This is a genomic window from Streptomyces sp. B21-105, from assembly GCF_036898465.1.
Classification (GTDB): Bacteria; Actinomycetota; Actinomycetes; order Streptomycetales; family Streptomycetaceae; genus Streptomyces.
Window position 1 is genome coordinate 3,210,949 of the sequence record NZ_JARUMJ010000001.1, and the last position, 22,716, is coordinate 3,233,664.

Sequence of the window (22,716 nt, forward strand, 5' to 3'; positions counted from 1 at the left end):
GGCTAGCGCGCTGGACATGACCCGAGAAAGAATGGGAAGCGAAAGTACAAGCCCGACGCCAACCATAATTACCGCGAGCGGCATGAGGATCGACGAGAGGGAGGTGTCCCGGGGGGCGTGCCCCGTCAACCCTGCCACACAATAGCCCGCGACGATGGCGAGTCCCGGCAGAAGCGATACGAGACCCCATTTTGTGGGCGGCTTCTCGACTGCACTTCGCCTCACAGCCAATGGGTTAGTAGCAGCCTTTTTCGCCCCAAATACTCCCGCGAACCAGGCGAGTGCGGGACAACCCACCAAGCATGCAAGAGTAGTGAACGAGGACAGTGCGCCGTCAGATGGATACCATCGAAAGCCGGGAAGACCGATGTGCGAAATGAGTTGATTAGCTACCTCATAAATCCCCAATCCGAGCGCGGCTCCAAGCACCGCCGCAGTGACAGTCTCAGTCGCATTAACGCGCTGAACTCCTTTTTTGCTCAAACCGACTAGCCGCAGGGCGGCCAGTCGGCGGGCACGCGCGGCAGCCGACAATCTCGCACAGACGGACAAATAGACTGCCAGTGGGAGAAGTACGATCCCGGAGAGCGTGAACCGCACGATGTCCAACGTCGAGGGCTCCACAGTTTCGTCGGATGGATACGGCCACCCGTACGACGTTACGGGATCGCCACCTCTGAGCTGGCCTCGGCTGACGCCGATGTAGGCGTACAGCTCATCTGGGTGGGCTAGGCCTTGGGATCCGATGATCCCCCGCTCCCGCCCTGGCACCAGCTGCGCGAGACCCGGCTCCCTCTGCAACTCCTTGTGCAGTTGGGGCGACACGAATACCTCCCCGGGAGCGGGCAGTTCCGTCAATCCCGGTGGAGGATCAATGCTCGTCGAACCCGGCGCATGAAAAACTCGGAGCATGGGTCGAGAGCCATACGGGTCAGTCAGGCGCAGTTCACGAGGAGCCGCGTCCGCACCCAGACAGAGCTGCCGTTTACCTTCGGAGCAGTCTCCTTCCCGTGCCGCTTTTCGGCCGTCCTGTGCAGCAAGGATGCCGGGAATTGCGAGCACCATGGCCAGACAGCAAACTCCCACAGCGCTACCACCAGCCATGAGGAGGAAGCGGACACGGTTCCCCCGTCCGCTTCCCAATAGCAGACGCAAACCAAGTGAAACCTCCCTCATGTCGCCTCCCGCGCAAGAGCCGAGAGCACGCCGTCGCGCATAGCGAACTGAGTGTCAGCCTGGGACGCCACTTGAGCATCGTGCGTGACAAGAATGACAGTCGTGCCCTGAGAGCGCGCGAGCGACAGGAACTCCTCCAGCACCGCCGTGGCGTTGCCGCTGTCGAGTGACCCCGTCGGCTCGTCGGCGAAAACCACCGTTGGCCGATGAACCAAGGCCCGCGCCACCGCAACGCGCTGGCTCTGACCTCCTGATACCTGCGACGGCCGCCGCTGCCGAAGGTCGGCAAGTCCCAATCGGCCCAAAACCTCCCCAGCGGTGGCCAGCGCCTCTGCCTTACGCTGCCCGGCCAGACGTAGCGGCAGAGCTGTGTTCTCTTCCACGGTCAACTCTGGCAACAGTTCGCCGTACTGAAATACGAATCCGAAGCGCTCACGGCGTAGCGCGCTGAGTTCCTCGTCGTCGAGTTCGCTGAGGGCGCGCCCCTCAAAACAAACTTCACCGCGCGTTACGGGCAGAACCCCGGCAAGGCAGTACAGCAACGACGACTTGCCGGAACCACTCTGTCCTGTGATGGCGGCTACTTCGCCACGCCGAAGGCAGATGTCGGCGTTCCTGACAGCGGGTGTCTCACCGTAGAAGAGGTCGACTCCACGGGCGGACAATACTTCTGACGTCTTGATGATCGCTCCCCATGGCGAGAGGGAGCCCAGATGCAGGCATCTGGGCTCTGACTTACAGAAGGCGCTCAGTGGCCGTTCGAGTACTTCTTGGTGTACGAGCAGTTGTCCGGGTGCAGGCTGCCGCGGTTTCGGCAAGCTCTGATCTCTGCGTTCTCGGTGTAACGCTGAGCCCCGTCCCAGTTGAAGTGATGCATAGAGACGGTTGTCCCCTGCTTGCCGTTGTAGCGCACCCAGCCATGACCCTCGACGCGTACCAGCATGTAGACGTTGTGACCGTCCCCCGGGTCAGCATCCTCCAAGTTGCCTTTCCACTCGAAGGCACCATGGTTCTCGCCGGCCAAATTGAATCGATACTCGCCGTCGCGGAAGCTGACGCCTCCTGAATTCAGCACCGGCATTTTGCGCATCCCGGATGCCCCTACAGCCACCCCCGTACTCACGAGCAGCGCCCCTGCGGCCAACACTCCGGCCAAGACCCTCCGCATACCTCACCTTTCTGGGAACCGGACAGCCCGTACAGCCGTCGACTACAGAAAGTAGCGTGTTGATCACCTGCTGAAACCTTTAGTCGCCAAACTGCCATCACATCAGGCGATCGAAATCTAGACATCTCACTAGAAATCGCAGGCGGCTCGGGCCCAGCACGGTGGGGCACACGGGTGCCCAGCACAGAACCGTCTACCGAAGCCTCGACGGCAGATCGCGCGCATCTCACATCTGCAAGCCAGCCACCAAGCACAAGAAGACGGCACCCCCGCACAGGGTGCCGTCTTTCTTGGGGCCGGGGCCGTCGGCGATCGGTGAGGGTCGGGGACCGGCGGCGGTCCCGGGGGTCGTTGCCCGGCGGGGTCAGCGGTGGTCGCTGCCTGTTGATTGGGTCGCCGCGCGGCCTGCCTCCAGGCGGGCGACCGGGATGCGGAACGGGGAGCAGGAGACGTAGTCCAGGCCGACCTCGTGGAAGAAGTGCACGGATTCCGGGTCGCCGCCGTGTTCGCCGCAGACGCCGAGCTTCAGGTCGGGGCGGGTGGCGCGGCCGGCTTCCGCCGCGGACTTGACGAGTGAGCCGACGCCGTCCCTGTCGATGGTCTCGAAGGGGCTGACGCCGAAGATGCCCTTCTCCAGGTAGGCCGTGAAGAAGGAGGCCTCGACGTCGTCGCGGCTGAAGCCCCACACCGTCTGGGTGAGGTCGTTCGTGCCGAAGGAGAAGAACTCGGCGGCCTCGGCGATCTGGCCGGCGGTGAGGGCCGCCCGCGGGAGTTCGATCATCGTGCCGATCGCCAGTTTCAGTTCGACGCCCGTCGCCGCCTCGACCTCGGCGATGACCTGGTCGGCCTCCTCGCGGACGATCTCCAGCTCCTGGACCGTGCCGACCAGCGGGATCATGATCTCGGCGCGCGGGTCGCCCTTGGCGTTGCGGCGCTCGGCGGCCGCCTCGGCGATGGCGCGGACCTGCATCGTGAACAAGCCGGGGATGACGAGGCCCAGGCGCACGCCGCGCAGGCCCAGCATCGGGTTCTGCTCGTGCAGCCGGTGCACGGCCTGGAGCAGCCGTAGGTCGTTCTCGTGGGATTCCTGGCGGGACTCGGCCAGCGCCACGCGTACGGACAGCTCGGTGATGTCGGGCAGGAACTCGTGCAGCGGCGGGTCCAGGAGACGCACCGTCACGGGGAGGCCGTCCATGGCCTCGAAGAGCTCGACGAAGTCCTTCTTCTGGAGCGGGAGCAGCTGCTTCAGCGACTCCTCGCGCTCCTCCTGCGTGTCCGCAAGGATGAGGCGCTCCACCAGTTCACGGCGGTCGCCGAGGAACATGTGCTCGGTGCGGCACAGGCCGATGCCCTGGGCGCCGAAGCGGCGGGCGCGCAGCGCGTCCTCGGCGTTGTCGGCGTTGGCGCGGACGCGCAGCCGGCGCTTGCGGTCGGCGAAGGCCATGATGCGGTGGACGGCTTCGACGAGCTCGTCGGCGTCGTCGGCGCCCGCGTGCATGCGGCCCTCGAAGTACTCGACGACCGGGGACGGGACGACGGGTACCTCGCCGAGGTAGACCTTGCCGGAGGAGCCGTCGATGGAGATGACGTCGCCCTCCTCCACCACGTGGCCGCCCGGCACGGTCATCCGGCGGCGCTTGGTGTCGACCTCGAGTTCCTCCGCGCCGCAGACGCAGGTCTTGCCCATGCCGCGGGCCACGACCGCCGCGTGGGAGGTCTTGCCGCCGCGGCTGGTCAGGATGCCCTCGGCGGCGATCATGCCGTCGAGGTCGTCGGGGTTGGTCTCGCGGCGGACGAGAATGACCTTCTCGCCGGAGCGCGACCACTTGACGGCCGTGTAGGAGTCGAAGACCGCCTTGCCGACGGCCGCGCCCGGGGAGGCTGCGATGCCCCGGCCGACCTTCTCGACCTTGGCGTCCTCGTCGAAGCGGGGGAACATCAGCTGGGCGAGCTGGGCGCCGGTGACGCGCTGGAGCGCCTCGGTCTCGTCGATGAGGCCCTGGTCGACGAGCTGGGTGGCGATGCGGAACGCGGCGCCGGCGGTGCGCTTGCCCACGCGGGTCTGGAGCATCCACAGGTGGCCGCGCTCGATGGTGAACTCGATGTCGCAGAGGTCCTTGTAGTGGTTCTCCAGCGTTTCCATGATGCCGAGCAGCTGGTCGTAGGACTTCTTGTCGATCTGTTCGAGTTCCGCGAGGGGGACGGTGTTGCGGATGCCGGCGACGACGTCCTCGCCCTGGGCGTTCTGGAGGTAGTCGCCGTAGACGCCCTGGTGGCCGGAGGCGGGGTCGCGGGTGAAGGCGACGCCGGTGCCCGAGTCGGGGCCGAGGTTGCCGAAGACCATGGAGCAGATGTTGACGGCGGTGCCGAGGTCGCCGGGGATGCGCTCCTGGCGGCGGTAGAGCTTGGCGCGGTCGCCGTTCCAGGATTCGAAGACGGCCTTGACGGCGAGGTCCATCTGTTCGCGCGGGTCCTGCGGGAAGTCCCGGCCGGCCTCGGTCTTGACGATCTTCTTGAAGCGGGTGACCAGCTTCTTCAGGTCGGCCGCCTCCAGCTCGGTGTCGACGGCGACCTTCTTCGCCTTCTTCGCCGCCTCCAGCGCGTCCTCGAAGAGCTCGCCGTCGACGCCGAGGACCGTCTTGCCGAACATCTGGATCAGCCGGCGGTAGGAGTCCCAGGCGAAGCGGGCGTCGCCGGACTGCTCGGCCAGGCCCAGGACGGACCTGTCGGAGAGGCCGATGTTCAGGACGGTGTCCATCATTCCCGGCATGGAGAACTTCGCGCCGGAGCGTACGGACACCAGGAGCGGGTCGTCGGCCTGGCCGAGCTTCTTGCCCATCCGGTCCTCGAGTGCGCCGAGGTGTGCACTGACCTCGTCACGCAGCGCCGCCGGCTCTTCGCCGCTGTCGAGGTAGACCTTGCAGGCCTCGGTGGTGATGGTGAAGCCCGGGGGGACGGGAAGGCCCAGGTTGGTCATCTCGGCGAGGTTCGCGCCCTTGCCGCCGAGGAGGTCCTTGAGCTCCTTGTTGCCCTCGGTGAAGTCGTAGACGAACTTCACGCCCTCAACGTTCGCGGCCTGCTCGGCACCATGAAGATCTTTGTTTTCCGACACGGGTCTCGACTCCTCGAGGACGCGGTGGCTGCCCTGACGGGCAGGAACATACCCAGATCAAAGGCTTCTGGGTACGTCCACTTGCGCGTCATGCGCGCGCAACCAGCCGTCTGCCAGCGGATCGAAAGTCAAGGCTTGGCAAGCGCAGAGCAGTCGATGTTTTCACCTCTTGAACGCAAGCACCTCCCATCCGTCGTTCATTGTGCTCAGATGAGCGTCGAGTGGCGCGATTGTTTTCGATCGATGAACGATCAAGGGATGGCACTCAGTGCCACCCCTTGGAGAAGTGCAGTCGCTCCGGATTCGCTCATCTGAGCACTGCTCCCCTCAGGGGTGGCGAGAATCACGCTGCCTCGGACCTCCCGATGTCACCATGCGGACGCCTCCGCGGATGGAGCCGGGCGAAGGAAACGCCCGTCACACGAGCGTCCCTCACACCCCCAGGGCCAGCAACCGCGCCTCGGCCCGCTCGGGTGCGTACAGGTGTTCCACGACCAGCGCGCCCGCCCCGACCAGGCCCGCCCGCTCCCCCAACCGCGAGGTCACGACGTCCAGCCGGGCCGTGGAGCGGGGCAGCGCGCGCTGGTAGAGCAGCTCGCGTACGCCGGTGAGGAAGGCGGTTCCGGCCAGATCCCCGGCGATCATCAGCACCCCGGGGTTGAGCAGCGTCACGACCGTCGCGAGGACGTCCCCGAGCCTGCGGCCCGCCTCGCGGGCCAGCGCGGCAGCCTCGGGGTGCCCGGCGGCGAGCAGGTCGCGCACATCCGAGCCGGACGCGGCCGGCACCCCCGCATCCGCCAGTCGGCGGGCCACGGCGCCGCCGCTGGCGACGGCCGCGAGGCAGCCGTGCGAACCGCACCGGCACAGCGCGTCCGCGTCCACCCGGATGTGTCCGATGTCGCCGGCCCCGCCGTCCACGCCACGGAAGATCGCGCCGTCGACCACCACTCCGGCGCCGATGCCCGTGGACACCTTGACCAGCACGAACGCCGTGCAGTCGGGGTGACCGGTGCGCTGTTCGCCGTACGCCATGAGGTTCGCGTCGTTGTCGACGAGGACCGGGACACCGGCGGGCGCGCCGGTCCGTTCCGTGAAGGCGCGGGACAGTCGGCCCCGTATGTCGTAGCCGTCCCAGCCCGGCATGATCGGCGGCTGGACGACCCGGCCGGTCCCGGAGTCCACGGGGCCGGGGACGCCGAGTCCGATGCCGCAGATCTCCTCCGGCCGCCGGCCCGCCTTCTCCAGCAGGTCGGCGAACCAGCCGCCGAGCGTGCCCAGCACGGCGTCCGGGCCGTCCTCGACGACCAGCGTGCCGCCGCACTCGGCCAGGATCTCCCCGGTCAGCGTCAGCACGGCGGCGCGCGCGTGCCTGGTGTCCAGGTCCGCCGCGAGGACGACCGCGTGGGCGTCGTCGAACTCGAGGGTGATCGAGGGGCGGCCGCCCTGTGGGGAGTCCACCGGGCCGCCGGCGCCCTCGCGCAGCCAGCCCGCGCGGAACAGACGGTCCAGGCGCTGGCCCACGGTGGCACGGGAGAGTCCGGTGGCCTGCTGGAGGGCTCCGCGGGTCGTCGCGCGGCCCGTGCGCACCAGTTCGAGCAGATCGCCGGCGCTGCCCTGGCCCCGCCCCGCCATGCGCACCCCTCGTCCCGTCATGCGCACCCCCTTGTGTTCATCAAGCCCGCATTACATATTGAGTTCTGCGTGTTAAATAGACGTAACCCTACGGTAGCCACTTCCGAGCCCTGCCGCGCGCGGTGGTCTCGTCGTCTTCGGGGAGCCTGCGTGGATCGCACCGTCCAGCTCGTCGGCAGCGCGGCCGAGCCTGCCGACGCAAGCGACCCGAGTGACGTGAGGGACGCAGGCGGCGCAGGCGGCGCAGGCGGAACAGGCCTCACTACCGGCGCGAGCCTCCCCGACGTCTCGGGCGCGGTCGGCGGCGGCTCCGCCGCCCTCCGTGCGCTGCGCAGCGGAGCGGTGGCGGTGCTGGACGCCAACTGGACGGGCACGTCGACGGTTCCCTCGCGCCGCCTGTATCCGCACCAGTGGTCCTGGGACTCGGCGTTCGTCGCCATCGGGCTGCGGCACGTGTCGCCGCGCCGGGCGCAGACCGAGCTGGAGACGCTGCTGAACGCCCAGTGGGGCGACGGGCGCATCCCGCACATCGTCTTCAACTCCTCCGTGCCGCTCGACGCGTACTTCCCGAGCCCCGACTTCTGGCGCTCCTCGACCGCGGGGCGCGCTGCGGGCGCCCCGCGCACCGTACAGACCTCCGGCATCGTGCAGCCACCGGTGCACGCGCTCGCGGCCTGGCTGGTGCACCGCGCCGATCCGGGGCTCTCGCGGGCCCGCGGCTTCCTCGCCCGGGTGTACCCGCGGCTCGCCGCCTGGCACCGCTATCTGGTGCACCGGCGTGATCTGGGGGGCGGCGGGCTGGCGTCGGTCGTCCACCCGTGGGAGCAGGGCATGGACAACTCCCCGAGCTGGGACGCCCCGCTCGCCCGGATCACCCCCGCCCCCGCCCGCTCCTTCCGCCGCGCCGACCTCGACCACGGGGCGGCCGAGGACCGTCCGACGGACCTGGACTACGGACGGTACGTCCGGCTGGCGACGGAGTACCGGGACGCGGGTTACCGGGACGCGGGCTACCGGGACGCGGGCTACCGGGACGCGGGCTACCGGGACGCGGGTTACGCCGACAGGGGCCGCATCGGCGCAGGCCATGGCGACGGTTTCGCCGTCGAGGATCCCGCGTTCAACGCGCTGCTCATCGCCTCCGAGCACGCCCTCGCGCACATCGCGGACGAGCTGGGGGCGACGGGCGCGGCCCGCCGCGCGCGCGCGGAGCGGCTGACGGCGGCGCTCGTCGAGCGGCTGTGGGATCCGGCGCAAGGCATGTTCTTCTGCCGGGACCTGAACGGCGGGGGCCTCGTGCCGGAGCGCGGCGTCTCCGGCCTCGTCCCGCTGCTGCTGCCCGGCCTGCCGTACGAGGTCACCGCCGCCCTCGTACGGACCCTGTACGGCCCGCACTTCGGGCTGGGCTCCACCACCCGCCTCGTGCCCAGCTACGACCTGCTCGGCGAGGCCTTCGACCCACACCGCTACTGGCGCGGCCCGGCCTGGTTCAACACGAGCTGGCTGCTGGAACGGGGTCTGTCGGCGCACGGCGAACACGCCGGGGCGGCGGCGCTGCGCCGGGCGGTGCTCGACCTCGCGGGCTCCTCGGACTTCGCCGAGTACGTGCACCCGTACACCGGCGAGGCCTGCGGCACGACCGGCTTCAGCTGGACGGCCGCGCTCACGCTCGACCTCGTCCACCGGGACGGGCCGGGCTCGGATCAGTAACACCCAGGGGAGGGGAGTCGGCATGACGGACCGGCGTCATCTGCTCGTGTACGGCGGGACGTTCGCCGCCGTGGACGACCGCGGGGACATCAGCGGAGTGAGGGGGACCGGCGCCTCCGCCGGGTCCCCGGAGGGACTGTTCGTCCGGGACGCCCGGCACCTCAGCCGGTGGCAGCTGACCGTCGACGGCACCGTGCCGGAGACGCTCTCACCGGTGACGGACGGGGAGGCGGCCACGCGGTGCGTGCTGGTCCCGCGCGGCGGGCGGGACGAACCGCCGTCCTGCACGGTCTTTCGTGAACAGGCCGTCGGGGACAGCTCGTTCGTGGAGTCGCTGCGGGTGGTCAGCAACCGTCCGGAGGCGACGACGGTATGTCTCGCGGTGACCGCCGACGCCGACTTCGCCGACCAGTTCGAGCTACGCGCCGACCACCGCACATATGCGAAGACCGGTGCCGTCCGCCGCCGCCGGATCCTCGACGACGGTGTGGAGTTCGGCTACCGGCGCGGCGCGTGGGCGTCCTGCACGACGGTGACGGCCGAGCCCGCGCCGGACGGTGTGGAGGAGACGGGCACCGGGGCGCGCCGGCTGGTGTGGCGGCTGGAGCTGGAACCGCACGGCACTGCCGAACTGGTCCTGCGGGTGATGGCCCGGCCGCACGGCGAGCGGCGGGCCTTGCGCGTGCCTCGCTCGCCCGCCTCGGTGGCCGGGCGACTCCAGGCGCTGGGGAACGAGTTCACGGAAGGGGTGGCGTTCCCCACGGGCCGGCCCGACCTGGCCGCCGCCTGCGCCCGCGGTCTCGCGGACCTTGCCGCGCTCCAGGTCCGCGCGAGCGGTCCGGACGGCGAGGAGTTGCGCGTGCCGGCGGCGGGCGCTCCCTGGTTCCTGACCCTGCTGGGCCGCGACGCGCTCCTCACCTCCCTCTTCACGCTCCCCTACCGCCCCCGCACGGCCGCCGCCACGCTGCTGGCGCTGGCCGCGGCGCAGGCCACCGAGGCGTCGCCGCGGACGGTGTCCCAGCCCGGCAAGATCGTGCACGAGGTACGGCACGGCGAGCTCGCGCACTTCGGGCAGGTGCCGTTCGGCCGGTACTACGGCTCGGTCGACGCCACCCCGCTGTTCCTCGTCCTGCTCGGCGCGTACGTCGAACGGACCGCGGACACCGCGCTGGCCCGGCGGCTGGAGCCGCACGCCCGGGCGGCGGTCGGCTGGATGCTGGACCACGGCGGGCTCACCACCCGCGGCTACCTGGTCTACCGGGCCGATCAGGGCGGTCTGGCCAACCAGAACTGGAAGGACTCCCCCGGCTCCATCTGCTCCGCCGACGGCGTCCGCGCGACGGGGGCCGTGACGGCGGCCGGGGCCCAGGGTTACGCCTACGACGCGCTGCGCCGCACGGCGTGGACGGCGCGCACGGTGTGGGGCGACGCGTCGTACGCGGCCCTGCTGGAACAGGCGGCCGCCCACCTCCGCGACCGTTTCCAGCGGGACTTCTGGATGCCGGACCGGTCCTTCCCGGCGCTCGCCCTGGACGGCGCGGGCCGCCAGGTGGACGCGCTCGCCTCGGACGCCGGGCATCTGCTGTGGTCCGGGCTGCTGGACAAGGAGTACGGGGAAGTGGTCGGCCGGCGCCTGCTCGAGCCGGACTTCTTCTCCGGCTGGGGCGTGCGCACGCTGGCCGCCGGGCAGCCGGCGTACCACCCGCTCTCCTACCACCGTGGTTCGGTCTGGCCGCACGACAACGCGCTGATCGCGCTGGGCCTCGCCCGCTACGGCCTGCACGACGAGGCCCGCGCGGTCGCGCACGCGCTGGTCGACGCGGCGGCCGCGACGGGGCACCGGCTCCCCGAGGTCCTCGCGGGCTACGGCCGCGACACTCACGCGGAGCCGGTGCCGTACCCGCACGCGTGCGCGCGGGAGTCCCGCTCGGCCGCCGCGCCCCTGGCCCTGCTGACGGCGGTGGGCGGCGCGTAGCCGAGTGGCGGTGGAGGTCTGAGTGGCGGTGGAGGTCTTTGGCGTGGCGTTTGCTCGGTGTTTGCCGAGCGCTGGCCGAGGGGGCTGAACGCGGGCCGGGGGCAGGACGTACGAAACTGTGGCGGAACCGGCCCGCCTCGGATCCGCCGATCGCCAGGCTTCGTACGGAAGGACCCTCGGGTGCCTGTCTCCACCTCCACCCCCTCATCCCCGCTGCCCGACTCGACAGACCCCGAGGAGGCCCCGGCGGACGCGACCGCCCAGGCGGAACCCGCGGAGGAGGCGGCGAGGACCGCGGAGACGGCCGACCCCGGCCAGGCGGAGGCCGCGGGGGCCGCAGGGGTAGCGACGAAGGCCGCGGGGGAAGCCGCGGAAGCCCCGCCGAAAGCGGCGGAGGTCCCGGAGGACGCCTCACGAATCGCCACGCAGCCCGCGCGGGAAGCCACGGAGACCCCGGAGGACGCCACGGAAGTCCATGTCGACCCCTCGGAAGCCGTTGGCGAAGCCGCGGAAGCCGACGCCGGACCCTCGGAAGCCGATGGCGGAGCCGCGAACGAGGTGGTGGACGGAGTCGCGGAGGCTCACTGGTGGCGCTGGCGGAGCCGGCACCCCCGGGCCGCCCGGGTGGTGTGGTGGACGGTGACCGTCCTCGCGTTCGGGCTCGTGCTCGGGGCGCTGCTGCTGCCCAACCGGATCGCCGGGCTCGAGGTCGACCGGTTCATGCGGCTGCCCGTGGAGGCGATCATCGGCGCGGCCCTGCTGCTGGCGCTGCCCCGCCGGTCTCGGACGGTGCTCGCGGCGCTGGGCGGGGTGCTTCTCGGCGCACTGACCGTGGTGAACGTGCTCGACATGGAGTTCACGGAGTACCTGGGCCGTGACTTCGACCTCGTCCTGGACTGGGGCCTGCTGGACGACGCCCAGTCCTACGTGGCGGACTCGATGGGCCGGGCGACGGCGGTGGGCGCCGCGGTCGGCCTCGTCGTGCTCCTCGTGCTGCTGTTCGCGCTCACGGCCCTGGCGGCGGTCCGGATCAGCAACCTGATGGCGCGCGACAGGCGGCGGGCGACGCAAGCGACGCTGATCGCCGCCACGGCATGGGTCACCTGCTCCGTCGTGGGCCTGCAGAACACGGGGGTGCCTGTCGCCTCGTACCGCACCGCGGACACCCTGGTGAAGAAGGCCCAGCAGGTGCGGCAGACCATCAGGGACGAGGCCACGTTCGGCAAGGAGGTCCGGTACGACACGTTCGGAGCCACCCCGCCCGAGCAGCTCGTGCCGGACCTGCGCGGCAAGGACATGATCTTCACGTTCATCGAGAGCTACGGCCGCAGCGCCATCGAGGACCCGGTCATGGCGCCGGGCGTCGACAAGACGCTGGGCGCGAGCACGCAGGCCCTGGCGAAGGCCGGCTTCCACGCCAAGAGCGGCTGGCTGACGTCGGCGACGTACGGCGGCGGCAGCTGGCTCGGCCACTCCACCACGATGTCCGGCCTGTGGGTCGACAACCAGCAGCGCTACCGCCTGACGATGGCCAGCGACCACCTGTCGTTGACGAAGGCGTTCAAGAAGACCGGCGCCTGGGACACCGTCGGCGTGATGCCGGGTGTGCAGAAGGGCTGGCCGGAGGCCAAGTACTACGGGCTGGACAACGTCTACAACGCCTTCGAAATGGGTTACCAGGGACCGAAGTTCAGCTGGTCGACGATGCCCGACCAGTACGCGCTGGAGGCGTTCCAGCGGCTGGAGCACGGCCGCACCGACCGCGACAAGCCCCTGATGTCGGAGATCATCCTGACTTCCAGCCACCAGCCCTGGGCCCCGATCCCGGAGATGGTGGACTGGGACACCATGGGAGACGGCTCGGTGTTCGAGGGGATCGAGAAGGCCGGCAGGAAGGCGTCGGACGTCATCGCCGACAGCGCAGCGTCCAAGGAGGAGTACGGCAAGTCCATCCAGTACTCGGTGACCGCGCTCACCCAGTGGCTGGAGCGCTACGGCACCGACGACACGGTCCTGGTCGTCCTCGGCGACCACCAGCCGATAGCCAGGGTCAGCGGCGACAACGCCAGCCGGGACGTGCCGATCTCCCTCGTCGCCAGGGACCCGAAGGTCCTCGACAAGATCGCCGGCTGGAACTGGACGGACGGCCTCAAACCGGCCCACAACGCCCCGGTCTGGAAGATGAGCGCGTTCCGCGACAAGTTCCTCACCGCCTACGGGTCGACCCCCCACCCGTCGAACGGCTGACCGGCGCGAACGGGCCCGGGGGCGGCCCGCCTCTTCAGCCGAAGGACGTGTCAGCCGAAGGACGTGTCAGCCGCCCGAGGTGTCGAGTTCCGCGTCCTCGCTGATGCCCGCGCAGTCGTACGGGTCCTTCAGCCAGCCGTCCGGGAGGACGACCCTGTTGTTGCCGGAGGTGCGGCCGCGGGGTCCGTCGGCGCCGGCGGGCCAGGGCTGGTCGAGGTCCAGTTCGTCGAGTCCGGCCCGCAGTTCGGCGAGGGAGGACGTGATCGCGAGGCGTTTGCGCATCTCGCTGCCCACCGCGAAGCCCTTGAGGTACCAGGCGACGTGCTTGCGGAAGTCGACGACGCCCTTGGACTCGTCGCCGGCCCACTCGCCGAGGAGCGTCGCGTGGCGGACCATGACGTCGGCGACCTCGCGCAGCGGCGGCTCGGCGATGTCGTCCGGGCGGCCCTCGAAGGCGGCCACGAGGTCGGCGAACAGCCACGGCCGGCCCAGGCAGCCGCGTCCGACGACGACCCCGTCGCAGCCGGTCTCGCGCACCATCCGCAGCGCGTCCTGCGCCGACCAGATGTCACCGTTGCCGAGGACGGGGATCTCCGGGACGTGTTCCTTCAGACGCGCGATCGCCTCCCAGTCGGCCGTGCCGCCGTAGTGCTGGGCGGCCGTGCGGCCGTGCAGGGCGATGGCGGTCACGCCCTCCTCGACGGCGATGCGGCCCGCGTCGAGGTAGGTGATGTGGTCGTCGTCGATGCCCTTGCGCATCTTCATGGTGACGGGCAGGTCGCCGGCGCCGCTGACGGCCTCGCGCAGGATCGCGCGCAGCAGGTTCCGCTTGTAGGGCAGGGCCGAGCCGCCGCCTTTGCGGGTCACCTTGGGGACCGGGCAGCCGAAGTTGAGGTCGATGTGGTCGGCGAGGTCCTCCTCCGCGATCATGCGGACGGCCTTGCCGACGGTGGCCGGGTCGACGCCGTACAGCTGGATCGAACGCGGCTTCTCGGTCGCGTCGAAGCGGATCAGCTGCATGGTCTTCTCGTTGCGTTCGACCAGCGCCCGGGTTGTGATCATCTCGCTGACGAACAGACCCTTGCCGCCACTGAACTCCCTGCACAGGGTGCGGAAGGGCGCGTTCGTGATCCCGGCCATGGGGGCCAGGACGACGGGCGGCCGGACGGTGTGCGGGCCGATCTGCAGGGGGGACACGGGCGTGGACATTGCTCCATTGTCGCGTATGCGAAGGGGTACCCGGCTTTTTGTTTCCCCACGAGAGCTTGGACCACTAATTAGTTAGACGCACTATCGATATCGGCGTACGATAGAACGCATGCCCGAGCTCAGCCCTCGCCGACGTCTGCTGGTCCTCGCGATCTGCTGTATGAGCCTGCTGATCGTGAGCCTGGACGTCACCGTCCTGAACGTCGCCCTGCCCGCGATGCAGCGCGACCTTCACGCGACCACCGCCGGCCTCCAGTGGACGATCGACGCCTACACCCTGGTCCTGGCCGCGCTGCTGATGCTGGCCGGGTCCACCGCCGACCGGATCGGCCGCAAGAAGGTGTTCATGGCCGGCCTGGTCGTGTTCGCCGCCGGCTCCCTGCTGTGCTCGCTCGCCCCGAACCTCGAACTGCTGGTCGCGGCGCGGATGGTGCAGGCGGTGGGCGGCTCGATGCTGAACCCGGTCGCCATGTCGATCATCACCAACACCTTCACCGACCCGCGCGAGCGCGCCCGCGCGATCGGCGTGTGGGGTGCGGTGGTGGGCATCTCGATGGCCGCGGGCCCGCTGCTGGGCGGACTGCTGGTGGAGTCGGTGGGCTGGCGCTCCATCTTCTGGATCAACCTGCCGGTCGGTCTGGCGGCCCTGCTGGCGACGCTGCGGTACGTCCCCGAGTCGCGTGCGCCGAAGGCCCGCCGCCCCGATCCGGTCGGCCAGCTGCTGATCATCGTCCTCTTCGGCAGTCTGACGTACGCGATCATCGAGGCTCCGGGGGCGGGCTCGAGAACCAGCGGTCCCTTCGCCGCCGTCGCGGTCGCCGCGCTGCTGGGCCTGCTGTGGTACGAGCCGCGCCGCACCGAACCCCTCATCGACCTGCGGTTCTTCCGCTCGGCTCCGTTCAGCGGGGCGACCGTCGTCGCGATCAGCGCGTTCGCAGCGCTGGGCGGGTTCCTGTTCCTGTCGACGCTGTACCTGCAGAACGTGCGGGGCCTCGACGCCCTGCACGCGGGACTGTGGATGCTCCCGATGGCGGTGCCGACGTTCCTGTGCGCCCCGCTGTCGGGCCGGCTGGTGGGCACCCGCGGCCCGCGGCTGCCGCTGGTGATCGCGGGTACGGCGATGACGCTCAGCGGGCTGCTCTTCGCCCTGTTCGACGCGGAGACGTCCGACGCGACGCTGCTCCTCGGATACGTGCTGTTCGGGGTGGGCTTCGGGTTCGTGAACGCGCCCATCACCAACACGGCGGTGTCGGGCATGCCGCGCAGTCAGGCGGGGGTTGCGGCGGCGGTCGCCTCCACCAGCCGCCAGCTGGGCCAGACCCTCGGCGTCGCGGTGATCGGCGCGGTCCTGGCGGCGGGCGTGAGCGCGTCGTCGTACCGCACGAGCTTCACCGAGGCCGCCGTCCCCGGCTGGTGGATCCTCACCGGCTGCGGCGCGGCCGTCCTGGTCCTGGGCGCGCTGACCACCGGGCCGTGGGCCCGGCGCACGGCCGAGCGCACCGCGGAACAACTGGAGGCCCCGGACGTCCGCGAGGCGGCGGGCGTCAGCGCCTGACCTGGCCGACCGCGCCCTGACCGACCGCGCCCTGGCCGACCGCGGCCTGGGCGTGGGCGTGGGCGTACAGCTTCTCCAGGCGTTCCCGGCTCTCCTCGTCCACCGGGGTGTACGTCACCATGCGCGCCCCGTGTTCCGGGCTCAGCCAGAAGTCGGAGTGGGTGAGGGTGAGGAGGCCGACGTGCGGGTTGCGGAACTCCTTGGTCTTGCTGCGGCCCACCACGACCTCGTAACGCTCCCAGTTCTCGCGGAACTCCGGTGACTCCGCCTGCAGTCGCTCGACCAGCATCTTCCAGGCGGGCTCGGAGAGGTGACCGGCCATCGACGCGCGGAGTTTCGCGGCCATCAGACGCATGGACGCCTCGAGGTGGACGACCGACTCGCGCCACTGCGGATGGGTGTGGATGAGGACCATGCAGTTGCGGTCCTCCGGAGGGATCGCGTCGAGGTCGCACAGCAGATGGGCGTAGGTGCGGTTGTAGGCCAGGATGTCGTAGCGGCTGTTCTGGACGCAGGCGGGGAGCGGGTCGAGCTGGTCGAGCAGCAGACGCATCGCGTCGGTGACGCCGGCGCAGGAGGAGGCGGGCGTCGGGTCGGTCGCGCCGGCCAGCTGGAAGAGGTGGGCCCGTTCGCTCGGGTCGAGCAGCAGGGTGCGGGCGAGGGCGTCCAGCACCTGGACCGAGACATGGATGTCACGGGACTGCTCGAGCCAGGTGTACCAGGTGACGCCGACGGCCGAGAGATGGGCGACCTCCTCGCGGCGCAGCCCGGGCGTCCGACGGCGCGCGCCGCGCGGCAGGCCGACCTGCTCGGGCGTGATGCGCTCGCGGCGGCTGCGCAGGAAGGCGGCCAGCTCGTGACGCCGGATCTCCGAACCACCCTCCGCTTCACCCGTCCCGGCCGTCCCAGTCATCCCGGTTGTCCCGGTTGTCCCGGCCGTCCCCGCCGGACCATTGGTCCCCGCCGTCCCGGCCGTGCCGGTGGTCGTGGGGTTCGTCGTCGTCTCCTGGGCCATGGTCGTCATGTCTCCCAGCCTGCCGCCGCGCGGATCCTGTTGCCAGGTACTCCTTGTACCAGGATAAGGAGACTCTGGTACCCGTTTGACGTGCCGCGCAGGCTCGGCAGCGTGACCCAGACAACCTCGACCTCAACCCCAACTTCGACCTCGACCTCCGTCCCCGCCTCCGCCTCCGCCTCCGCTTCCAGGGCCCGGGGCGCCGGCGCCCCGGCGCCGGACCACGCCCTCGGCCCGCTCGGGCTGTTCACGGTACTGCTCGGCGCGGCGCTCCCCCTCATCGACTTCTTCATCGTCAACGTCGCCCTGCCCACCATGGGCCGGGACCTCGCCGCGAGCGAGTCCGTCCTCGAACTCGTCGTCGCCGGGTACGGACTCGCGTACGCGGTGCTGCTCGTGCTCGGCGGACGCCTCGGCGACCTGTTCGGCCGGCGACGGCTCTTCCTGGGCGGCATGGCCGCCTTCGGCCTGACCTCGCTGGCCTGCGGGCTCGCTCCCGACGCGTGGTCGCTGGTCGCGGCCCGGGTCGTCCAGGGCGCGTCGGCCGCCGCGATGGTGCCGCAGGTGCTCGCCACCATCCAGTCCGCGACCGAGGGCCCGCGCCGCGCCAAGGCGATGAGCCTGTACGGCGCGACCGCCGGGCTGTCGATGGTGGCGGGCCAGATCCTGGGCGGTGTGCTGGTCGCCGCGGACATCGCCGGCAGCGGCTGGCGGTCCGTGTTCCTGGTCAACGTCCCCTTCGTGATCGTCGGGCTGCTGCTTGCCGTCCGTACGGTCCCGGAGACCCGCTCGCAGCGCCCGGAGCCCGTGGACGGAGCCGGCACCGTGCTCCTCGCCGCCGCGCTCCTCACTCTGCTCGCCCCGCTCACCGAGGGCAGGGCGGCAGGCTGGCCGCTGTGGACCTGGCTGTCGCTGGCCGCGTTCCCGCTGGTCACCGGCGCGTTCTATGCCGTGGAACGGCGAGCCGACCGGCAGGGCCGCACGCCGCTGGTCCCGCCGAGCCTGTTCGCCCTGACCACCCTGCGGCGCGGCCTGACGATCATGGCGCCGCTCGCGGTCGGCTTCAGCGGGTTCATGTTCGTGATCGCGGTGGCGTTGCAGAGCGGGGCGGGGCTGGGTCCGGTGCGGGCCGGTCTCGCGCTCGCACCGATGGCGCTGACGTTCTTCCTCGCCTCGTTGGCCGGACCGCGCCTGGTGGCACGGTTCGGGGCGCGGGTGGTGACCGCGGGTGCGGTGCTGCAGGGCGTGGGCGTCGTGCTGATCGTGCTGGCGGTGCGCGCCGACTGGCCGGACGTCGGTTTCGTCGAACTGCTGCCGGGCGCGGCGGTCGCCGGCGCCGGGCAGGCGCTCCAACTGCCCGTCGTGATGCGGATCGTGATGTCCGAGGTGCCGCCGGCCCGGGCGGGCGTCGGCAGCGGCGTGATGGTGACCACCCAACAGGCCTCGCTGGCCCTGGGTGTGGCCACCCTAGGCACCCTGTTCCTCTCCCTGGTCCCGGCGATGGGCATGCGGGACGCCCTGCTGACCACGCTGGCCGTGCAGTTGGCCGGGGTCGCCGTTACGGGGCTGCTGAGTCTGCGGCTGCCCCGTAAGGTGGGCTGAGGCCGGCCGGGCGTGGACGCCGTGGAGAGGTCGGAGAACGGCTTGGTCAAGTCGTCACCCCGGAATCCCTGTTGATGTTGGTCGTGCTGCACACTCCGAGAGGCCCTCGCAGGGGCAGCGCACTGTCCTCGGACGCTGGGAGACGTCATGCCGGAGAGCAACACGAGCAAGGTGAGCCGCTTCGACCAGCACGGCCGGCGGCACGTCGTCCGGGTGCGGCGCGCGGGCGTGCAGCGCACCATCAGCTGCGAGACGTGCGGCTGGCGCACGGGGGCGCAGTTCCTGCCCTGGCTGAAGGCGGAGGAGCATCTCGCCACGGAGCACCAGGCGACCGTGGATCCCTCGGGAGGCGGCGGCGAGCCGCGATGACTTCCGGGCGTTCCGACGGTCATGCGGGACTTCTGGCGCTGTGCGGCGGCGAGTTGACGTCGTCCGGGGTCCCCGGAACCGCGGCCTGAAAGCTGAAGTACCCTCCGCTGGGGCCGGGAAGGGCCCCCGGAAATCGGGTGGAGAGCAGGGGCGCAATGATCGGGACGGCGTTCCGCACCGCGGACGTGCCGGTGGCGGACAGGTTCGAGTACTGGCGTCAGCTGATGGACCGCACGATCGCGCCCAGCGACATCAGCAGTGACTACGCCGCGGACTTCCGGGCGGAGCAGCGGCTGCTCGAACTGGGGGCAGTGCGGGTGTGGCCCATCCGGATGGCGCCGACGCGGTACCGGCGCACCGCGCGGTTGGTGCGCCAGTCCGATCCCGAGGAGTACCACCTGTCGCTGGTGCTGGGCGGTGGGCTCGGCTTCGACCACGTGGGGCGGTCCGACACGTACGGCCCGCAGGATCTGTGGCTGTCCGACAGCTCACGCCCGTACGTCGTCGAGCCCTACGGCATGCAGCCGTCGTCCGGACAGGACGTCCCCCTGCTCACCGGGGTGGGCGTGGAGGTCCCCAGGGCGCTGCTGCCGCTGCCGCCGGCCCGGGTCCGGGAGCTGCTGGGCAGGCGGCTGTCGGGGCGGCAGGGAACGGGCGCCCTGCTGACGGGCTTCCTCACCGGCCTCGACCAGCAGGTCGCCTTCCTCCAGCCGTCGGACGCGCCGCGCCTGGGCATGGTCCTGGTCGACCTGCTGTCGGCGTGGCTCGCCCAGGAGCTGGAGGCCGAGGCCGCGCTGTCGCCGGAGGCCCACCGCCGGATGACGGTCACCCGGATACGGGCGTTCATCCGGCAGCACCTGCACGACCCGGAGCTGCGGCCGCCCGTCGTCGCCGCCGCGCACCACATCTCCCTCAGCTATCTGCACCGGCTCTTCCAGGAAGAGGGGACGGGCGAGACGGTCGCGGCCTGGATCCGGGGTCAACGGCTGGCGGGCGCCCGCCGCGATCTGGCGAACCCCACGCTGCACACCACGCCGGTGCACATCATCGGCACCCGCTGGGGCATCCCCCGTGCCTCCGACTTCACCCGCGCCTTCCGCGCCCGGTACGGGATGTCTCCCACGGAGTACCGGTTGCTGGCGCTGACGACTTTGCCGGAGGAGGAGTAGACGCACCCCAACCAACTGTCCACTCCCTGTTGATGACAGCCTCCGGACCGCCCCGCATGCTGAAGTCGTGGTGAACACGCGGGTTTCACCCGAGTCGAGAGAAGTCCTCCACGGGTAGGGCCTTCCGGATGCCCTCGCCCTGGCGGCCGCCGCACTGCTGACCGCGCCCCTGCTCACCGCCTCCTCGCTCACCGGCACGACTTCACCGTCAACCTGCCGCTGAACCCGACCGCCGACAAGACCGCCCCCGGCAAGCAGAACCTCGCCCTCGCCGGACGCCCCGTCCAGATGGCCAACAACCTCTATGTCATGCCGTACTGGTCGTCGGGCAGGGAGAACGGAGTGCTGTACTCCTGGAACCTCAAAGGACTGGACGGCCGGCCCCGCCGTGGCCAACCCGAACGCCAACATGCCCGGCGAACCGCAACTCGTCGTCTCGAAGGAGGACCCGAACCAGCTGCTCCTGGTCGCCCGCAGCACTCCCTCCGTGCCGGGAACAGCGACGTTCGCGTTGACCGCCACCGGCACCGTCGCCATCACCGGCACGAACGTCAGCATGACCTGGAGCCCGTTCGCCACGGACACCAACGTGCCCAGCAACGACTCCAAGAGCTACTTCACCAAGGACAGCGCCGGCCGGTATCTGACGATCTACAACACCAACACCGACCCGGTGCGGCAGATTCTGAACTACCGGGTCAGGAGCGCCGACGGCGTCTGGGGAAGCAGCAAGCAGTTCGCCGACCCCGCCGGCCCCAACGACCCGACTCCGGCCGACGACGGCGCGGGCTGGGACGCCTACCCGATGGCCGACGAGTACGCGCCCGGCAAGTTCTTCGTCGTCTGGGAGCACGACACCTCGGCCATCCTGGTGAGCACGCTCGACATCTCCGACATGTGACCGAATCTCCGACGTGTGACCGAGCGGCGGCGGGGACGGTCGCGAGCCTCAGGAGGAGGCCCGCAGCCCCCGCAGCAGCAGGTCGACCACGGCCGTGAAGTCGTCCTCGACGCCCGGCCGCTCCCACACCCGGTGGTAGCCGGGGTCGTGGAAGCGGCCGGTGGCGTGGAAGACGGCCCGGGCGGCGGCCCGCGGGTCGGGGGCGGTGAACGCGCCGGACGCGACTCCCGCCTCGATGATCCGGGTCAGCTGGCCGGTCAGGTCGGCGAGGTGTTCGTCGACCACGTCACCGGTCTCCCCGGTCAGCACCATGTACGTGGCGAACAGTTCGGGGTCGTCACCTGCCTTGCGGCGCTTGGCCTCGAACAGTGCCGCGAGCCAGTCGCGCACCCGGGTCTCCGGGGCCCGTGACGTGTCGGCGGTGATGGCCGACAGGGTCTCCGACGTACGGTCCAGCCACCGCTTCGTGACCGCCGCCCGCAGCGCGGCCTTCGTGCGGAAGTGCCGGTAGACACTGCCGTGGCTGACGCCGAGCGCGCGGGCCACGTCGACCACGGTGGCCTTGGCCGGGCCGTGTCGGCGCAGCACCTCCTCGGTCGCCTCGAGGATGCGCTCGGCGGTCAGGGTCTCGGTGGTCGGTGGCATGCTCAGACCGTACCCGGAGGGCGGGTCAGCGCTCGCTGTCGAGGTGGGCCATCGCGGCGGCCGCGTAGCGCTCGCCGGCGGCCGCGTCGGCCGGGACGGCCTCCTCGATCGCGGCGAGGTCGCCGGCGTCCAGGACGACGTCCAGCGCGCCCAGCGACTCCGCGAGCCGCTCCCTGGTCCGCGCGCCGATCAGCGGCACGATGTCCTCGCCCTGGGCCAGCACCCAGGCAATCGCGATCTGGGCGACGGAGACGCCCTTCTGCCCGGCGATCTTCCGCAGGGCCTCCACCAGGTTCAGGTTGTGCTTGAGGTTGTCGCCCTGGAAGCGGGGCGAGTAGAGCCGGAAGTCGTTCGCGGCGAGCTTGCGGTCGGCGGTGAAGTGCCCGGAGATCAGCCCGCGTGACAGCACGCCGTACGCGGTGATCGAGATTCCCAGTTCACGGGTGGCCGGCAGGATCGACTTCTCGATGCCGCGGGAGATCAGCCCGTACTCGATCTGCAGGTCGGCGATCGGGGCGGTGGCGGCGGCCCTGCGGATGGTCTCGGCACCGACCTCGCTGAGGCCGATGTGCCGGACGTACCCCTTCTCGACGAGTTCGGCGATCGCGCCGACCGTCTCCTCGATCGGCACGTCGGGGTCGAGCCGGGCGAGGCGGTAGACGTCGATGTGGTCGACCCCCAGGCGCTGGAGGGAGTAGGCGGCGAAGTTCTTCACGGCTGCGGGCCGGCCGTCGTAGCCGGACCAGGAGCCGTCCGGCCCGCGCAGGGCGCCGAACTTCACACTGGTCAGAGCCTGTTGGCGACGGGCGGCGGGTGCGGTGCGCAGCGCTTCGCCGATCAGCAGCTCGTTGTGGCCCATGCCGTAGAAGTCGCCGGTGTCCAGCAGGGTCACGCCGGCCTCGAGGGCGGCGTGGATGGTCGCGATCCCCTCGGCCCGGTCCCCGCCGCTGTACAGCGCGGACATGCCCATGCAGCCGAGGCCGAGAGCGGAGACCTGGGGACCGGTGAGGCCGAGGGAGCGGGTTCGCATCGTCATGCGCATCAGCTTTGCATGATGGATGACAGATTTCAATATCTGTCATCTGTCATCTGCTATCCGTCACTTGTCGCGATGCCGCCGGCCTCGGCCCCGCCGTAGTCCGTCCGGTCGACGGGGCGCGAGACGCGAGGACAATGGGATATGTCGGTGCGCAGTCACCTCGGCGGCGCCTGCCGCCGACCGAGCGGCCCT

The 22,716-nt window shown here is 70.5% G+C and carries 16 protein-coding genes and 1 pseudogene; 8 read left to right on the forward strand and 9 right to left on the reverse strand.

Annotated features, from left to right (window positions below):
• Positions 1–258 precede the first annotated feature (258 nt).
• From QA802_RS14475 to QA802_RS14495, 5 genes and pseudogenes are all read right to left on the reverse strand, one after another.
• Positions 259–1,176: pseudogene (locus tag QA802_RS14475) on the reverse strand (FtsX-like permease family protein); the annotation flags it as partial.
• A complete protein-coding gene (locus tag QA802_RS14480) occupies positions 1,173–1,841 on the reverse strand; it encodes an ABC transporter ATP-binding protein (protein ID WP_334522112.1) in 669 nt (222 codons plus the stop codon). The pseudogene QA802_RS14475 and the gene QA802_RS14480, both read right to left, overlap by 4 nt.
• An 83-nt stretch (positions 1,842–1,924) precedes the next feature.
• Positions 1,925–2,257 (reverse strand): hypothetical protein, encoded by a 333-nt coding sequence (locus tag QA802_RS14485; protein ID WP_334522114.1) that lies wholly within the window; start codon positions 2,255–2,257, stop codon positions 1,925–1,927.
• 451 nt (positions 2,258–2,708) lie between these two features.
• The gene (gene ppdK / locus QA802_RS14490) at positions 2,709–5,456 is read right to left on the reverse strand and encodes a pyruvate, phosphate dikinase (protein WP_443042109.1); all 2,748 of its coding nucleotides are present in this window, start codon (positions 5,454–5,456) and stop codon (positions 2,709–2,711) included.
• A 432-nt stretch (positions 5,457–5,888) separates the two neighbouring features.
• Complete coding sequence (locus QA802_RS14495) at positions 5,889–7,088, reverse strand: ROK family protein (protein ID WP_334534630.1); 1,200 nt, start codon at positions 7,086–7,088, stop codon at positions 5,889–5,891.
• A gap of 150 nt (positions 7,089–7,238) precedes the next feature.
• On the opposite strand from QA802_RS14495, the gene QA802_RS14500 reads away from it, so the two are divergent.
• The 3 genes from QA802_RS14500 to QA802_RS14510 all read left to right on the forward strand — a co-directional run bounded on the left by QA802_RS14500 (position 7,239) and on the right by QA802_RS14510 (position 13,020).
• On the forward strand, positions 7,239–8,798 hold the full coding sequence (locus QA802_RS14500; RefSeq protein WP_334522116.1) for an MGH1-like glycoside hydrolase domain-containing protein: 1,560 nt from the start codon (positions 7,239–7,241) through the stop codon (positions 8,796–8,798).
• 22 nt (positions 8,799–8,820) lie between these two features.
• On the forward strand, positions 8,821–10,773 hold the full coding sequence (locus QA802_RS14505; RefSeq protein ID WP_334522117.1) for an amylo-alpha-1,6-glucosidase: 1,953 nt from the start codon (positions 8,821–8,823) through the stop codon (positions 10,771–10,773).
• 558 nt (positions 10,774–11,331) lie between these two features.
• Positions 11,332–13,020, forward strand: a complete 1,689-nt coding sequence (locus QA802_RS14510; RefSeq protein WP_334534632.1) for an alkaline phosphatase family protein — start codon at positions 11,332–11,334, stop codon at positions 13,018–13,020.
• Positions 13,021–13,086: 66 nt separating this feature from the next.
• Here the strand turns inward: QA802_RS14510 and dusB are convergent, their stop codons facing one another.
• Entirely contained in the window at positions 13,087–14,229 is a 1,143-nt protein-coding gene (gene dusB, locus QA802_RS14515; RefSeq protein ID WP_334522118.1) for a tRNA dihydrouridine synthase DusB, read from the reverse strand.
• A 109-nt stretch (positions 14,230–14,338) separates the two neighbouring features.
• Between dusB and QA802_RS14520 the strand changes: the two genes are divergently transcribed.
• Positions 14,339–15,784, forward strand: coding sequence for an MFS transporter (locus QA802_RS14520; RefSeq protein WP_334522120.1), 1,446 nt, complete (start codon positions 14,339–14,341; stop codon positions 15,782–15,784).
• Here the strand turns inward: QA802_RS14520 and QA802_RS14525 are convergent.
• Entirely contained in the window at positions 15,774–16,697 is a 924-nt protein-coding gene (locus QA802_RS14525) for a helix-turn-helix transcriptional regulator (protein WP_334534634.1), read from the reverse strand. The genes QA802_RS14520 and QA802_RS14525 overlap by 11 nt on opposite strands.
• A 213-nt stretch (positions 16,698–16,910) precedes the next feature.
• On the opposite strand from QA802_RS14525, the gene QA802_RS14530 reads away from it, so the two are divergent.
• From QA802_RS14530 to QA802_RS14545, 4 genes are all read left to right on the forward strand, one after another.
• Positions 16,911–18,401: an MFS transporter gene (locus QA802_RS14530; RefSeq protein ID WP_443042110.1), complete on the forward strand. Its 1,491-nt coding sequence runs from the start codon at positions 16,911–16,913 to the stop codon at positions 18,399–18,401.
• Between the two features lie 147 nt (positions 18,402–18,548).
• Positions 18,549–18,770 carry a hypothetical protein gene (locus tag QA802_RS14535; RefSeq protein WP_306952399.1) on the forward strand — a complete coding sequence of 74 codons (222 nt, stop codon included), beginning with the start codon at positions 18,549–18,551 and terminating at the stop codon, positions 18,768–18,770.
• 155 nt (positions 18,771–18,925) lie between these two features.
• Positions 18,926–19,939 (forward strand): AraC-like ligand-binding domain-containing protein, encoded by a 1,014-nt coding sequence (locus tag QA802_RS14540; RefSeq protein ID WP_334522124.1) that lies wholly within the window; start codon positions 18,926–18,928, stop codon positions 19,937–19,939.
• Between the two features lie 388 nt (positions 19,940–20,327).
• Positions 20,328–20,840 (forward strand): hypothetical protein, encoded by a 513-nt coding sequence (locus tag QA802_RS14545; RefSeq protein WP_334522127.1) that lies wholly within the window; start codon positions 20,328–20,330, stop codon positions 20,838–20,840.
• A 48-nt stretch (positions 20,841–20,888) separates the two neighbouring features.
• On the opposite strand, the gene QA802_RS14550 is transcribed toward QA802_RS14545, so the two are convergent.
• Together QA802_RS14550 and QA802_RS14555 are read right to left on the reverse strand one after the other, a co-directional pair.
• Positions 20,889–21,485 carry a TetR/AcrR family transcriptional regulator gene (locus tag QA802_RS14550; protein ID WP_334522130.1) on the reverse strand — a complete coding sequence of 199 codons (597 nt, stop codon included), beginning with the start codon at positions 21,483–21,485 and terminating at the stop codon, positions 20,889–20,891.
• Positions 21,486–21,510: 25 nt separating this feature from the next.
• Positions 21,511–22,521 (reverse strand): aldo/keto reductase, encoded by a 1,011-nt coding sequence (locus tag QA802_RS14555; RefSeq protein ID WP_334522133.1) that lies wholly within the window; start codon positions 22,519–22,521, stop codon positions 21,511–21,513.
• Positions 22,522–22,716 lie beyond the last annotated feature (195 nt).

Coding starts and splice junctions, on each gene's coding strand:
- QA802_RS14485 (WP_334522114.1), bottom strand. CDS start 2,257: ATGCCGGTGCTGAATTCAGGAGGCGTCAGCTTCCGCGACGGCGAGTAT.
- QA802_RS14495 (WP_334534630.1), bottom strand. CDS start 7,088: ATGGCGGGGCGGGGCCAGGGCAGCGCCGGCGATCTGCTCGAACTGGTG.
- QA802_RS14505 (WP_334522117.1), top strand. CDS start 8,821: ATGACGGACCGGCGTCATCTGCTCGTGTACGGCGGGACGTTCGCCGCC.
- dusB (WP_334522118.1), bottom strand. CDS start 14,229: ATGTCCACGCCCGTGTCCCCCCTGCAGATCGGCCCGCACACCGTCCGG.
- QA802_RS14520 (WP_334522120.1), top strand. CDS start 14,339: ATGCCCGAGCTCAGCCCTCGCCGACGTCTGCTGGTCCTCGCGATCTGC.
- QA802_RS14525 (WP_334534634.1), bottom strand. CDS start 16,697: ATGACTGGGACGGCCGGGACGGGTGAAGCGGAGGGTGGTTCGGAGATC.
- QA802_RS14535 (WP_306952399.1), top strand. CDS start 18,549: ATGCCGGAGAGCAACACGAGCAAGGTGAGCCGCTTCGACCAGCACGGC.
- QA802_RS14540 (WP_334522124.1), top strand. CDS start 18,926: ATGATCGGGACGGCGTTCCGCACCGCGGACGTGCCGGTGGCGGACAGG.
- QA802_RS14550 (WP_334522130.1), bottom strand. CDS start 21,485: ATGCCACCGACCACCGAGACCCTGACCGCCGAGCGCATCCTCGAGGCG.
- QA802_RS14555 (WP_334522133.1), bottom strand. CDS start 22,521: ATGACGATGCGAACCCGCTCCCTCGGCCTCACCGGTCCCCAGGTCTCC.